The following is a 13,970-nucleotide window of genomic DNA, read 5'->3' on the forward strand; positions in this document are numbered from 1 at the left end:
GGGGGCCGCCCAAAGGAGGAAGCCATGAATGCCTATCGGCGCGAACAGCCCGGCAGCCAGCCGAACCTGCTGTCGCCTGCCTATGGATCGACCGTCAAGCGCGCGCCGAGCCAGCCGCTGGTGTTGCTGCCCAACACGATCTCCGAACTGACGGGACCGGTCTATGGCCACACCAAGATCGCGGCCGTCGATGGTGACCTGACCCGCCAGCATGCGGGCGAACCCCAGGGCGAGCGCATCATCGTCGCAGGCCGGGTGCTGGACGAGGATGGCCGCCCGGTGCCCAATACGCTGGTGGAGATCTGGCAGTGCAATGCCGCCGGTCGCTATATCCACGCCCGCGACCAGCATGACGCACCGCTTGACCCCAACTTCACCGGCTCGGGCCGGGTGGTGACGGACGAGAACGGCAACTACAGCTTCACCTCGATCAAGCCGGGTGCCTATCCCTGGCGCAATCACGCCAATGCCTGGCGCCCGGCGCATATCCATTTCTCGCTGTTCGGGCCGAGCTTTGTGACGCGCCTCGTCACCCAGATGTATTTCGAAGCCGATCCGCTGATCAAATATGATCCAATCTTTCACACGGTGACCGACCCGGTCGCGGCCCAGCGCATGGTCGCGAAGTTCGACCTGGACATCACCAAGCCCGAATGGGCGCTCGGCTATCGTTTCGATATCGTGCTGCGCGGCCGCGACGCCACGCCGATGGAGGCCTAGAGGCTCATGACGGAACTGGTTCAGACCCCCTGGGCGACCGTCGGTCCCTTCTTCCACTATGCTCTGCCGGTCAAGGGCGGTGAGACTCTGGTGAGTGACGCCACCCAGGGCGAGCGCATCACCATCGAAGGCCGTGTCATCGATGGCGACGGCGCGCCCGTGATCGATGCGATGATCGAGATCTGGCAGGCCAATGCCGCCGGTCGCTATCACCATCCTGAAGATACCCAGGACAAGCCGCTCGACCCCGCCTTCCACGGCTGGGGCCGGACCGAGACGGACGGCGACGGCCGCTTCGCCTTCCAGACCATCAAGCCCGGTGCCGTCCCCTATAGCGGTAACGAATGGCAGGCCCCGCACATCAACGTCAGCGTCATGGGGCGCGGGATCCTCAAGCGGCTCGTCACCCGGATCTATTTCGCGGGTGAAAGCGCCAATGCCAGCGATCCCGTGCTCTCCCTGGTGCCGCCCGAACGCCGCCCGACCTTGATTGCAGGGAAGGACGGGGCGGCCTATCGTTTCGACATCATCCTGCAAGGCCCAGAGGAAACCGTCTTCTTCGAGCTATGAGCACCTTAGCCGCCCCCTTCTTCACCACCAGCGCCATGGCTGCGATCTTCGCCGCCGACGCCCAGCTTGCGGCTCTGCTGCGGGTAGAGGCGGCGCTGGCGAAGGCACAGGAGGCCTGCGGTGTCATCCCGCCAGGGGTGGCGGCGGAGATATCGAAACTCGGCCCCAGTGCCATCGACCACGCCGCTTTGACCGCCGGACTGATGCGCGGCGGCAATCTGGCGATCCCGCTTGTGAAGCAGCTGCAGGAAAAGCTGCCCGCCGATGCTGCCCGTTTCGTCCATTGGGGCGCCACCAGCCAGGACATCATCGACACGGCCTTGGTGTTGCAGATGGCCGAGGCGCTGCATCTGATCGAAGCTGAACTGCATCTGCTGCGCGACCGGCTGGCGGTGCTGGCCGATAGCCACGTGCGCGATCCGATGGTCGGACGCACCCTGCTGCAACAGGCGGTGCCGACGACGCTGGGCCTTAAGATCGCGGGCTGGCTCGCCGCCCTCGACCGGGATGCCGCGCGTCTCGATGACGCCCGCCCTCGCCTGCTGACGCTCCAGTTAGGAGGCGCCGCGGGAACGCTGGCGTCCCTTGGTGACAAGGGGCCGCCGGTCGCCGACGCCATGGCCGCCAACCTTGAACTCTCCAACCCGCCCCTGCCCTGGCACGGGACCCGCGACCGGATTGCCGAAGCGGGCAGCCTGCTGGCACTTCTGATCGGCTCCCTAGCCAAGATGGCGCGGGATTTTGCCCTGATGGCTCAAACCGAGATCGCAGAAGCCTTCGAAGGCGATGCGGGTGGGTCGAGCGCCATGCCCCATAAGGCCAATCCGGTCTCCTGCGCCCGCATCCTCGCCTGCCACGCCCGCGCCCCGAACTTGAGCGCAACCCTGATCGCCGCGATGGATCAGGAACACGAGCGGGCGCTCGGCGGCTGGCATGCCGAATGGGAGGTGCTGCCGGATCTGTTCGCCCTGGCCGCAGCCTCGCTGGAGGCGGCCAGGACGCTGGCCGACCATGGTCGCTTCGACACCATCCGCATGGTCGGCAATCTGGAGATGACCGGCGGCCTCGTCATGGCGGAAGCGGTCTCCCTGGCCCTGGCGCAGAAGATCGGCAAAGCGGAGGCACATCGGACGCTGGAGACTGCCGCCAAACGATCTTTGAGCGAAAACATGTCGTTACGCTCGGTCCTGGAGATGATGCCGGAGACGTCGGGCCTGGATCTCGATGCTCTGTTCGCCCCCCGCCGCTATCTCGGCTCGGCGCCCCGCTTCGTCGCCGACCAGCTCGCCGCAAGGAAACGCCATGTCTGAGATTACGACCGACGACGGCTGCCGGATCTTTTATCGCTGGGATGGGCCGGAGGGCGCGCCGGTGCTCATGCTCGGCAATCCCATCGGCACGGATCATACCCTATGGGATCCCGTGCTGCCGTTGCTGAAGGGCAAGGTGCGGACGCTGCGGTTCGATACCCGCGGCCATGGTGCCTCCGACAGTCCGGCGGGGGATTATGCCATCGAGCGTCTGGGCCGCGATGCCTTGGCGCTGATCAATGCGCTGCAGTTGGTGCGGGTCGCCTATTGCGGCGTGTCGCTTGGCGGGATGATCGGCCAATGGCTGGCGGGCAGCGTGCCGACGCGGATTGTCCATTTCATTCCGGTCTGCACCACCGCCTACTACGGCGATCCGACCCCCTGGGCGCAGCGCATCGCCACAGTGCAGAAGGAGGGCATGGCCGCGATCCTGCCCGGCCTACCCGGCCGCTGGTTCACGGAGGGCTTCATCGCCAAGGCACCAGAGACTGTCGCCGCCGTCCAGGCCATGGTCGGACGCCAGAACCCCGATGGCTACAGCGGCTGCTGCGCTGCCATCCGCGACATGGATCTTCGCCCCCTGCTGGGTCACATCAAGGCCCGGACAAGCGTGATCGTCGGCGATGCCGATCCGGCAACACCGCCTGCCATGGGCGAAGCCATAGCCGCCGCCATTCCCGATGCCAGGCTGACCGTGCTCAAGACCTCTCATTTCGCCCATGTGGAAGTGCCGGATGCACTCGCCACCGCCATCCTTGCCGCGTTGGAGGCCTAGTTGGACGAGAAGGAACGCTACGACGCCGGAATGCAGGTGCGCCGCAAGATCCTCGGCGATGCCCATGTCGATAAATCTCTGTCCAAGATCAATGACCTGAACCGCGAGTTTCAGGATCTGATCACGCGCTATGCCTGGGGCGAGATCTGGACCCGGCCCGGCTTCGATCATCGCACCCGCCGCCTGCTGGTCCTGGCGATCACCGCCTCCATGGGCCGGTGGGAGGAGTTCCGCCTGCATGTGCGCGCCGCCCTGGATGGCGGCATGGGGATTGAGGATCTGAAGGAACTGCTGCTCCAGGTCGCGGTCTATGCCGGGGTCCCGGCCGCTAATACCGGTTTTCACGCGATCGAGGAAATCCTCGCCGCGCGGCAACCACCGGCAGGGGAATAGAGATGCGCCCGGCGATCCCGCGCTACAGCCTTTATGGCGAGCCGGCTTCGCCTGCCGAGGGTGACTTCGTCCACCACGAGACGATCCCCGACCGCGCTGCGCCGCATGGCTGGCGGATCGAACCCCATCGCCATGCCGACCTGCGCCATATGATGCTGGTGACGGCGGGCGGCGGTACGCTTGCCTGCGATGAGCGGCTGATCCGCTTCGATGCGCCCTGTCTGATCCTGCTGCCGCCCGCTCTTGTCCATGGGTTCCTGTTCGATCCCGGCACCGACGGTCATGTGCTGACCCTGGCCGAGGATTTTGTGCGCGATCTGGCGGGCGTGAAACTGACCGGAGAAATCGAAACGCTGCTGGACCGCGCCCTGGTTCTGCCCGATGCCCAGGCACTGACGGAAGGATTCGAGCGGCTGGCGGCAGAGATTGCCAGCGACCGCCCGGCCCGCACGCTCGCCATCGCCGGGCATATCCTGGGGTTGTGGGCGGAGGTCGTGCGCCTGCATCCGGCGGAAACCTCCGAAGGATCGGCCGAAGAAAGGCTCTACCGAGCCTATCTGTCCCTGGTACAGCAGCATGCCGCCCACAACATCGCCATCGGCTTCTATGCCGCGCGCCTCAAGCTGACGGAGGCGCGGCTCACTGCCCTCTGCCGTCACGTTGCCGGGCTCAGCCCGCTGGAGGTGATCCAGCGCCATCGCTTGGCCGAGGCTAAACGCCAGCTCCTCTATACCGATGCCAGCATTGCCGATGTGGGCATCGCCTGCGGCTTCGAAGACCCCGCCTATTTTTCCCGCTTTTTCCAGAAGCAGGCCGGATGTGCGCCAGGTCTCTGGCGAAAACAGCGCCGACAGGGCGCCTGACGAACGTTTTGTTCGATATGCGGACGGCTGTTCGTTTGGCGAATAATGGTCGCGCGAGTAGAGTTGTAATCAATAAACAAATCGGTCAAACCGTCTGCTAAACGGCAGCTAGGCCGATACAAACTGGGAGGAATATTGATGCACAAGATGTCTGCAGTGCGTTTGCTTTGCGCCGCCAGCTTCCTGGCCATTAGTGCCGGTACCGCCAGCGCCCAGGAAGTTATCAAGATCGGCCTGATTCTGCCGCTGACCGGCCCCTTCACCTCCATCGGTAAGGAAGTCGAGACCGGCGCCCGGGCCTATATCGCCCAGCATGGCGACAAGGTCGCGGGCAAGAAGATCGAGATCATCGTCAAGGACGATACCGGCGTCGCCCCGGAAAAGACCAAGCAGCTGGCAACCGACCTCGCCATCAACGACAAGGTCGATATCCTGGCTGGCTTCGGCCTGACCCCGCCCGCCTTTGCCGGAGCCCTGGTCGCGACCCAGGCCAAGAAGCCGATGGTCGTGATGGCCGCCGCCACCTCCTCGGTCACCACCAAGTCGCCCTATATCCTGCGCACCTCCTTCGCCCTACCCCAGGCCGTCGTGCCGCTGGCCGGTTGGGCGTCGAAGAACGGCATCAAGAAAGTCTTCAGCCTCGCGACCGACTATGGTCCCGGCATCGATGCCGAAGGCGCCTTCGGCAAGGCCTTCACCGATGCAGGCAATGAGATTGTCGACAAGGTGCGCGTGCCCCTGCAGAACCCAGACTATGCGCCGTTCCTGCAGAAGGCCAAGGATCTGAAGCCGGATGCTGTCTTCGCCTTCATCCCCTCGGGTGAAACCGCCTCCTTCCTGAAGCAGTTCACGGACCGCGGCCTGCCGCAGGCAGGGATCAAGCTGATCGGCCCCGGTGACGTCACCGATGACGAAGTCATCAACAACATGGGCGACTGGGTGCTGGGTACCATCACCTCGCACCATTATTCGGCCGCCCACGACAGCCCGGAAAACAAGGCTTTCAAGGAAGCCTTCGCCAAGATCGAGCCGAAGATGCGCCCGAACTTCATGGCCGTTGGCGGCTATGACGGCATGCAGTTGATCTATAAGACGCTGGAGAAGACCGGCGGCAAGGCCGATGTCGACACCTTCATGACCGCTGCCAAAGGCATGAGCTGGGTCAGCCCGCGCGGCCCCGTCTCCATCGATCCCGAAACTCGCGACATCACCCAGAATGTCTATATCCGCAAGGTGGAACGGGTCGACGGCGCCCTCTGGAACGTCGAGTTCGACAAGGTCGAAAACTTCAAGGATCCTGCGAAGTAAGGCGGTTTCCCCGCACCTTCACGCGTCATCCCGGGACTTGATCCCGGGATCCCCTCCGGGAGATCGTCCAATTCTGCCGGGATAGCGTGGAAACACGCCCGGAGGAGATCCCGGTGTCGAGCACCGGGATGACGTAGCAACTTTATAGAGGAACCCCATGCTCACCGTGCTCGTCGACGGCATTGCTGCCGGCAGCCTCTTCTTCGTGATGGCGGTTGGCCTGTCGGTCACCATGGGGCTGATGAATTTCATCAATCTTGCCCATGGCGCCTTCGCGATGCTGGGCGGTTATGTCGCCTCGGCCCTGATGCTGAAGCTGGGCGTGCCGTTCCTTCTGTGCCTGCCGGTAGCGTTCCTGGTTGCGTCCGTCGCCGGAGTGGTTCTGGAGCGAACCCTCTATCGCCGCCTCTATGCCGCGCCGCACCTCGATCAGGTGCTGTTCTCCATCGGCCTCACCTTCATGGCCGTGGCGACCGCCCATTTCATGATGGGATCGCAGCAGCAGATCATCACCCTGCCCGACTTCCTGCGGCAGCGCTTCTCCTTCGCGGGCGCCGACATCGGCACCTCGCAGATCTTTCTGATCTCCATCGGGGTTCTGATCGCCCTTGGCCTGCAATATGGGTTGAAGCGCACCCGCTTTGGCAGCCAGCTGCGGGCCGCCGTCGATAACCCCCGGGCCGCGCGTGGCCTCGGCATTCCAGTCGACCGGATCTTTGCCTTCACCTTTGCGCTCGGGTCCGGGCTAGCCGGTTTGGGTGGGGCGCTGGCAATCAATACCCTGGGCCTCGATCCAGGCTTTCCCTTCAAATATATGGTCTATTTCCTGATCGTGGTCGCTGTCGGCGGCACGGGCAGCGTGACCGGACCGCTGGCGGCGGCCCTGCTGCTGGGGGTGGCCGATATCGCCGGGAAATATTACGCCCATGAGATCGGGGCCTTCGTGATCTATCTTGTGATGGTCGTGGTGCTGATCGTGCGGCCCCAGGGCCTGTTCGGACGGGTCACGGTGCGATGAGCGATGCCTTCTCCCTACCCTTCAAGCGTCTGAAGCCGATGAGCGATCCGACCGACCCCAAGGCCCATATCCTGAATGCCACCCGCCCGCGCTGGCCGGAGGCGTTGGTCTGGGTGATCGCGCTGTCCGCCTTCTTCCTCTTCCCGACCCAGATGCCGCTGCTGTCCCAGATCGCCATCACAGGCCTCTTCGCCGTCTCGCTCGATCTGATCCTGGGGTTTGCCGGGATCGTCAGTCTGGGCCATGCCGCCTTCTTCGGCTTGGGCGCCTATACCGCTGGTCTTCTGGGCAAACATGGCTGGCACGAGCCCATCAGCGGGTTGTTGCTGTCGGGCCTGCTGGCGGGCGCCGTGGGGACTGCCACCAGCTTCCTCGTCCTGCGCGGCACCGACCTTACCCGCATTATGGTGACGGTCGGGGTCGCTGCCGTGCTGCATGAGATGGCGAACAAGATGACCTGGCTGACCGGCGGCTCGGACGGGCTGACAGAGGTGGTCATCGCTCCGATCTTCGGCATCTGGGAGTTCGATATCTTCGGCACCGTCGCCTATGCCTATAGCCTTGCCGTGCTGGCGATCCTGATGTTCCTGGCCCGCCGCCTGATCCAGGCGCCATTGGGCCTGACGTTAAGGGGACTGCGCGATAATCCGACCCGCCTGCTGGCCATCGGATCGCCGGTCAAGCGCCGCCTGATCGTCGTCTATACCGTGTCCGCCGCCTATGCCGGGATTGCGGGCGCGCTGCTGGCCCAGACGACACAGTTCGTTTCCCTGGATGTGCTGGCCTTCAACCGATCGGCGGAGGTGCTGCTGATGGTGGTCCTGGGGGGCAGCGGTTATCTCTATGGCGGCTTGATCGGCGCCGTGGTTCTGATGGTCGCCAACCGCCTGCTGTCCGACCTGACGCCGGAATATTGGCAGTTCTGGATCGGCGGCATGTTCGTGATCCTGATGCTGTTCGCGCGTGGCGGCCTGTTGGGCCTTGGCAAGCAAGTGATGGAGCGCCGCCGATGAACGCGCTTGAGACTCATGGGCTTGTCCGTACCTTCGGCGGGTTCCTGGCCACCGATAACGTCAGCCTATCCGTCCGCCCCGGCGCCCGCCATGCCATCATCGGCCCCAATGGCGCAGGCAAGACGACGCTGATCAACCTGCTGACCGGGTTCCTGACCCCGACCGAGGGGCGCATCCTGCTGGACGGCGAAGATGTCACCCGCCTGCCCCAGAATAAACGCGTCAAACGCGGGCTGGTGCGCACGTTTCAGATCAATCAGCTTTTCGCCCGCCTGACCGCCCTGGAATCGGTCTGTCTGGCCCTGGCCGAGCGCGAAGGCGTCGCCGCCCGCTGGTGGAAGCCGGTCGCAGCGCACCACAAGCTGATCGATGAAGGGGCCGAGTTGCTGGAAAGCCTGGGCTTGCTCGATGTGGCAGCCATCGAGACCCGCTCCCTCCCCTATGGCAAGCAGCGCCTGCTGGAGATCGCCCTGGCCCTGGCTCTGAAGCCGCGTGTGCTGTTGCTGGACGAACCGGCGGCGGGCGTGCCGCGCCAGGATAGCCGCGAGCTGTTCGACACCATTGCCCGCCTGCCCAGCGACGTCACCATCCTGTTGATCGAGCATGACATGGAACTTGTCTTCCGCTTCACCGACCGCATCTCCGTGCTGGTTTCCGGCGCGATCCTGGTGGATGGCACACCGGAGGAAGTCGCCCGCGACCCCAAGGTGCGTGAGGTCTATCTGGGAGAATCCGCCCATGCTTGAGGTCAAGGGCCTGACGGCGGGCTACAAGGATGCCGTAGTGCTGCAGGAGATCGGCTTTACCCTGGCGGCGGGTCAATCGCTGGCCCTGCTGGGCCGCAACGGCATGGGCAAGACGACGCTGATCACCTCGCTGGTCGGGGCGACGCGACGCTTTGCGGGCAGTCTCCATTTCGATGGCCAGGACATCACCGCCCTGCCCAGCCACCGCCGCGCTCAGCTGGGGATCGGCTGGGTTCCCCAGGAACGCGACATCTTCCCCTCGCTGACCGTCGAGGAGAATATGACCGCCGTCGCCCGCCCCGGCCCCTTCGGGCTGAAACAGGCCTATGAGATGTTCCCCCGTCTTGCCGAGCGCCGCGCCAACATGGGCAAGCAACTGTCCGGCGGCGAGCAGCAGATGCTGGCCATGGCGCGGGCGATGATGACTAATCCGCGCCTGCTGCTGCTGGATGAACCACTGGAGGGGCTGGCCCCGATCATCGTCCAGGATCTGCTGGCCGCGATTTCCAAGATGACCCAGGGCGAGGGCATGAGCGTCATTCTGGTCGATCAGCACGCCCGCCAGATCCTCCCCATCACCGACCGCGCGATCATCCTGGAGCGCGGACAGGTGGTGCATGAGGGCAAAAGCGCCGATCTCCTGGCCGATCCCGCGCCGCTGGAGCGTTGGGTCGGCGTCGGTCAGGCCGCTTAGGGGCGCTCACCCAAACGAGCGATCTGCGTCGTTGCCTGTGTGCTCAGATCCTCACGTACAGACGTACGCTCCGGTCTTGCGCGCGCAGGCGCCTAGCATCTCGCCCATTTGGCTTTCGCTTCTAAAGCCAATCAAAAAGCCGTCATGCCCCGACTTGATCGGGGGATCTCCTGGCTTTTGTATTCTGTCGTCATCCCCCGACTTGATCGGGGGATCTCTTCCGGGAGCCTTTCCTTTTTAACTCAGGCAGAGTGGCGAGGAGTTTATCCCAAAAGTCCAACTCCCCCCTTCAACCGTCCATTCAGCCTGCCCCGCCCGAAGCGTATCCTGCCCTTCCGAAAAAGAGGAAGCAGCCATGGCGAAAACGCGCACGCAAGTTGCCATCATCGGTGCAGGTCCGGCGGGGCTGTTGCTGGGGCAGTTGCTGCATAACGTCGGGATCGACAGCATCATCCTGGAGGCGCGCGACCGCGTTTACGTCGAAAATCGTATCCGCGCCGGTGTGATCGAACATGGCAGCGCCCAGACTCTGATCGAGGCTGGCGTCGGCGCCCGGATGCAGCGCGAAGGCCTGATCCATCACGGGATCGAACTGCTGTTCCAAGGCCAGCGCCATCGGATCGATTTTCAGGCGCTGACCGGCAAATACGTCACCGTCTACGGCCAGCACGAGATTGTAAAGGACATGATCGCCGCGCGCCTCGCAACCTCCCGCCCCCTTCATTTTGAAGTGGAGAACGTGCTTCTGCTGGATATCGAAAGCGATGCGCCGCGGGTCATCTACCGCAAAGACGGCGTAGAGCACGAGATCACCTGCGACTTCATCGCAGGCTGCGACGGCTTCCACGGTATCTCCCGCGACGCTTTTCCAAAGGGCGCGATCACTGGTTACGAAAAGACCTATCCTTTTGCCTGGCTGGGCATCCTGGCCGAAGCGCCCCCGGCGGGCGAGGAACTGGTCTATGCCCAGCACGAACGCGGTTTTGCCCTCTTCAGCATGCGCTCCCCCACCATCACTCGGCTGTATCTGCAGGTAGAGCCAGACGAGGATCCGGCGAACTGGCCCGATGATCGGATCTGGGAGGAACTGCACCGGCGCCTGGAAACCCGGGACGGCTGGCGGCTCAATGAAGGCAAGATCATTCAGAAGGGCGTGACGGCCATGCGCTCCTTCGTGGCCGAGCCGATGCGCCATGGGCGTCTGCTACTGGCAGGCGACGCGGCCCACATCGTCCCCCCGACCGGCGCCAAAGGCATGAACCTCGCGATTGCCGACGTGCGGCGGCTTTCCCAGGCGCTTCAAGCCTTCTACGGCCGCGCTTCGCAACAAGGAATTGATGAATACTCACCTCAATGCCTGAAAAGAATATGGAAAGCTCAGCAGTTTTCCGGATGGATGACCTCGTTGCTGCACTGCTTCCAGGAAGACAGCATGTTCGAGCGCAAACGCCAATCTGCTTTGCTTGATTATGTCGTGAACTCGCGGGCAGCGGCCACCGGGCTTGCCGAAAACTATGTCGGCCTGCCGTACGAGGAAACACTTTCTGAATAATTATTGTTTATTTCTTAACGCAGCCTATTCCCAGAGAGGGCGATACTAGCGTATCTTTACAGTCCAAGGATGCACATAACAGTGCCGGATCATGGACGAAAAGAACCGCGAGCATCATCTGGAGAGCGGATTTACCGAGGAAATCCTGCGTCTGAACGCGGTGCCTGCGCCCCTGTTTGGAACCTACACAGTTCCAAGAGGCGGCAGCGGAAAAGTACCAGCCGCCTTGATCCTCCCTGGCTCCGGTCCTGTTGACCGCGACGGCAATATTCCTGGAACCGAAACCGGCTGCATTAAGGCGCTCGCCCACGAGTTGGCTCATCAAGGCATAGCCTCCCTACGGATCGATAAACGCGGTGTCGGTGCCAGCCGGGAAGCGGCGCCCAGTGAACAGGAACTCCGTCTCGAAACCTATGTCGCCGATGCGATCCGGTGGCTCACGGCGCTGCGCGAACAGACCGAAGTCGGCCGCGTCTATCTGATCGGCCATAGCGAAGGAGCTTTGATCGCCACCATCGCCGCCCAGCGCATTCCCTGTGATGGGCTGGCCCTGCTGGCAGGGGCCGGGCGACCGGCGGGTGAAGTCATCCGCAGCCAGTTGGTGTCCACGGGTATTGAGATGGCACTCGTACGGGCCGCAGGTGTCATCCTGTCGGCGATGGAACGCGGGCAGACCGTCGATAGCGTGCCGCCGGAACTGAATGCCCTTTTCCGTCCAAGCGTTCAGCCCTATCTGCGATCCTGGCTGGCCGTAGATCCCGCAACAGAACTGGCGCGGGTGAAAGTGCCGACGATGGTCATTCAGGGCGACCGCGACCTTCAGGTTTCCATCACCGATGCCCGCCGCCTTGTTGCCCATCAGCGTGACGCGCAACTGACGGTCGTCCATGGGATGAACCATATCTTGCGGACGGTGCCGACAAACCGGGACGCCAATCTCGCGAGCTACAATGTGCCGTCGCTGCCGATTTCAGCCAGCCTGCCACCGATCCTGGCGGATTTCATGATTCCCTGGCGGGACAGCGATACCCGGCGGATGATGGGCTGAACCCTTCCGCCGGGTTTATCTGCGTATCCCTAGTTCACCAAGTCGCGGGGCGAGCGCACCACGGTCCGCGCACTGTTCAGCGACAGGATTTCCACTGCCCGGTTCATGCTGGACGACATTTCAGCGGTGACGGCGCTCTGCTGCTCGACCGACACGGAGGTTGAGACCATATATTCGCCGACGCTGTTGATTGCGGTGCGGATGCCCTTGAGCGACCCGACCACATCGGTCAGCACACCATGCAGCCCGTCGATTTCCCCGCCGATTTTGGTCGTCGCATCCTTGGCCTGGGCGGCCAGCAGTTTGACTTCGTTGGCGACCACAGCAAAGCCGCGACCTGCCTCACCAGCACGCGAGGATTCAATCGTCGCGTTCAGCGCCAGAAGGTTGATCTGATTGGCAATGCCGGCGATCAGATTGACGATCCCGCCCATGGCCTGGGCCGCATGGGTGAAGCGCTCGGCAGCCTGATCGGCGGTCATGACCCGTGCCGTGGCGACCTCAGCCGTGGCCTTGGATTTCTGCATGCAGACAGCGATTTCCTGCACCGAGGCATTCATCTGCTGTGCACCCGTCGCGACGCTTTCGATCAGCCCGCAGACCTGTTCGTTGCGCTGGCGGGCCATGACCTGCTGGGTCACATCGGCGGCATATTTGACGACCTTATAGGGACGGCCGCTGAAATCGAGGATCGGATTGTAGGAGGCTTGGATCCAGACCTCGCGGCCGCCCTTGCCGACACGCTTATATTCGGCGACACGATATTCGCCCCGGCGCAGGGCCGCCCAGAACTCCTGATATTCTGCCGATTCGCGATCGGCGACCGGCACGAACATCCGATGATGCTCGCCCACGATTTCCTTCAGCGAGTAACCGAGCGCGCCCAGGAAGTTGTCGTTCGCATCGATGACGGTGCCATCCATATTGAATTCGATGACCGCCTGACTCTTGCGGATTGCGTCGATCTGGCTGGCCTGATCGAGGGCGCGCAGCTTGGCGGCGGTAATGTCGGTGGCGAACTTGACGATCTTCACGACCGAGCCGTCGCGATCCAGAACTGGATTATAGGTCGCCTGGATCCAGATCTCCTTGCCGCCCTTACCGAACCGCTTGTATTCGGCCGCCTGAAACTCGCCTTTTGCCAAACTCTGCCAGAAGCCCGTGTAGGCACGGCTGCTGCGCTCAACGGGATCGACGAACATCGAATGGTGCTGACCTACGATCTCCTCCAGCGCATAGCCCGTCGCGGCAAGGAAATTTTCGTTCGCCTTGATGATGATACCCGCCGGGCTGAACTCGATCACCGCCTGACTACGATTGATGGCGGCAACCTGCCCTTCCAGTTCGACATCATGCTCTACCATCTGATCGACGTTGGTCGCGAACATCGAGACTTTCGCAAGCTTGCTTTCGCCGCAGTGAATGGCGGCAAACTCGGAGCGCAGCCAGACGCTGTCGCCATTTTTGCCCACATGACGGATCAGGGCGGACTGGGGCTCACCCCCGCTCAGGCGCTGCCAGAAAGCCTGGGCGCCGCCGCGCTCTTCAGGGGCCAGCAGCATGCTGCGGTTACGGCCGATGACTTCGTCCAGCCGATAGCCCAGGGCCTGCAGAAACTTCGGATTGGCGCTGGTGATCGTTCCGTCGACCGCGAATTCGATGAACATCATCGCCGCGTCAAAGGACTTCTTGAAACCGATCGAATCGTCGTAAGTCCGCTTGTCCAGAAACTTGATCATCTGCAGCCCCTCGCACAATTTCGAACGATAGACGCACATTCGTCTCTATCGTCACCGTCCTTGGAACGGCGGCTCATGCCTGGGTCTATGTATCGGCCCATTCTACTGAAAGATGTAGTCGGCGCGACGCCTAAACCACTGGCCTAAGCGACTAGTCTATCAGTCGCCATTTCCGTGCCACCTGACAATTCCGACAGTATATTTACGCGCAGCCTCAAGGT

Annotated in this window: 14 protein-coding genes; 13 read left to right on the forward strand and 1 reads right to left on the reverse strand. The window is 63.0% G+C overall.

All coding sequences use genetic code 11. From position 1 onward, the window contains the following. Positions 1-24: 24 nt before the first annotated feature. The 13 genes from pcaH (at position 25) to ACFSM5_RS00970 (ending at position 12,010) form a co-directional block, all read left to right on the forward strand. Positions 25-720, forward strand: a complete 696-nt coding sequence (pcaH, locus tag ACFSM5_RS00910; RefSeq protein ID WP_379874173.1) for a protocatechuate 3,4-dioxygenase subunit beta — start codon at positions 25-27, stop codon at positions 718-720. 6 nt (positions 721-726) lie between these two features. Continuing rightward, a complete protein-coding gene (pcaG, locus tag ACFSM5_RS00915; protein WP_379874176.1) occupies positions 727-1,290 on the forward strand; it encodes a protocatechuate 3,4-dioxygenase subunit alpha in 564 nt (187 codons plus the stop codon). Further along, positions 1,287-2,600 (forward strand): 3-carboxy-cis,cis-muconate cycloisomerase, encoded by a 1,314-nt coding sequence (gene pcaB, locus ACFSM5_RS00920; RefSeq protein WP_379874178.1) that lies wholly within the window; start codon positions 1,287-1,289, stop codon positions 2,598-2,600. Before pcaG ends, pcaB begins: the two co-directional genes overlap by 4 nt. Further along, positions 2,593-3,375 carry a 3-oxoadipate enol-lactonase gene (gene pcaD, locus ACFSM5_RS00925; RefSeq protein ID WP_379874181.1) on the forward strand — a complete coding sequence of 261 codons (783 nt, stop codon included), beginning with the start codon at positions 2,593-2,595 and terminating at the stop codon, positions 3,373-3,375. The genes pcaB and pcaD overlap by 8 nt, the downstream gene beginning before the upstream one ends. Next, entirely contained in the window at positions 3,376-3,768 is a 393-nt protein-coding gene (gene pcaC, locus ACFSM5_RS00930; protein ID WP_379874184.1) for a 4-carboxymuconolactone decarboxylase, read from the forward strand. 2 nt (positions 3,769-3,770) lie between these two features. Beyond that, complete coding sequence (locus ACFSM5_RS00935; RefSeq protein WP_379874187.1) at positions 3,771-4,631, forward strand: helix-turn-helix domain-containing protein; 861 nt, start codon at positions 3,771-3,773, stop codon at positions 4,629-4,631. Between the two features lie 147 nt (positions 4,632-4,778). After that, positions 4,779-5,939: an ABC transporter substrate-binding protein gene (locus ACFSM5_RS00940; protein ID WP_379874190.1), complete on the forward strand. Its 1,161-nt coding sequence runs from the start codon at positions 4,779-4,781 to the stop codon at positions 5,937-5,939. Between the two features lie 157 nt (positions 5,940-6,096). Continuing rightward, the gene (locus ACFSM5_RS00945; RefSeq protein WP_379874193.1) at positions 6,097-6,957 is read left to right on the forward strand and encodes a branched-chain amino acid ABC transporter permease; all 861 of its coding nucleotides are present in this window, start codon (positions 6,097-6,099) and stop codon (positions 6,955-6,957) included. Further along, positions 6,954-7,970, forward strand: coding sequence for a branched-chain amino acid ABC transporter permease (locus tag ACFSM5_RS00950; protein ID WP_379874196.1), 1,017 nt, complete (start codon positions 6,954-6,956; stop codon positions 7,968-7,970). The genes ACFSM5_RS00945 and ACFSM5_RS00950 overlap by 4 nt, the downstream gene beginning before the upstream one ends. Next, positions 7,967-8,716 carry an ABC transporter ATP-binding protein gene (locus tag ACFSM5_RS00955; RefSeq protein WP_379874199.1) on the forward strand — a complete coding sequence of 250 codons (750 nt, stop codon included), beginning with the start codon at positions 7,967-7,969 and terminating at the stop codon, positions 8,714-8,716. Before ACFSM5_RS00950 ends, ACFSM5_RS00955 begins: the two co-directional genes overlap by 4 nt. Beyond that, a complete protein-coding gene (locus ACFSM5_RS00960; protein ID WP_379874203.1) occupies positions 8,709-9,410 on the forward strand; it encodes an ABC transporter ATP-binding protein in 702 nt (233 codons plus the stop codon). The genes ACFSM5_RS00955 and ACFSM5_RS00960 overlap by 8 nt, the downstream gene beginning before the upstream one ends. Before the next feature lie 355 nt (positions 9,411-9,765). Next, positions 9,766-10,962 carry a 4-hydroxybenzoate 3-monooxygenase gene (locus tag ACFSM5_RS00965; protein ID WP_379874206.1) on the forward strand — a complete coding sequence of 399 codons (1,197 nt, stop codon included), beginning with the start codon at positions 9,766-9,768 and terminating at the stop codon, positions 10,960-10,962. Positions 10,963-11,053: 91 nt separating this feature from the next. Then, positions 11,054-12,010, forward strand: coding sequence for an alpha/beta hydrolase (locus ACFSM5_RS00970; protein WP_379874209.1), 957 nt, complete (start codon positions 11,054-11,056; stop codon positions 12,008-12,010). Positions 12,011-12,039: 29 nt separating this feature from the next. On the opposite strand, the gene ACFSM5_RS00975 is transcribed toward ACFSM5_RS00970, so the two are convergent. Then, the gene (locus ACFSM5_RS00975; protein ID WP_379874212.1) at positions 12,040-13,749 is read right to left on the reverse strand and encodes a methyl-accepting chemotaxis protein; all 1,710 of its coding nucleotides are present in this window, start codon (positions 13,747-13,749) and stop codon (positions 12,040-12,042) included. Positions 13,750-13,970: the final 221 nt, after the last annotated feature.

Origin of the sequence: Lacibacterium aquatile (assembly GCF_042683105.1) — a bacterium.
GTDB classification, from domain to species: domain Bacteria; phylum Pseudomonadota; class Alphaproteobacteria; order Elsterales; family Elsteraceae; genus Lacibacterium; species Lacibacterium aquatile.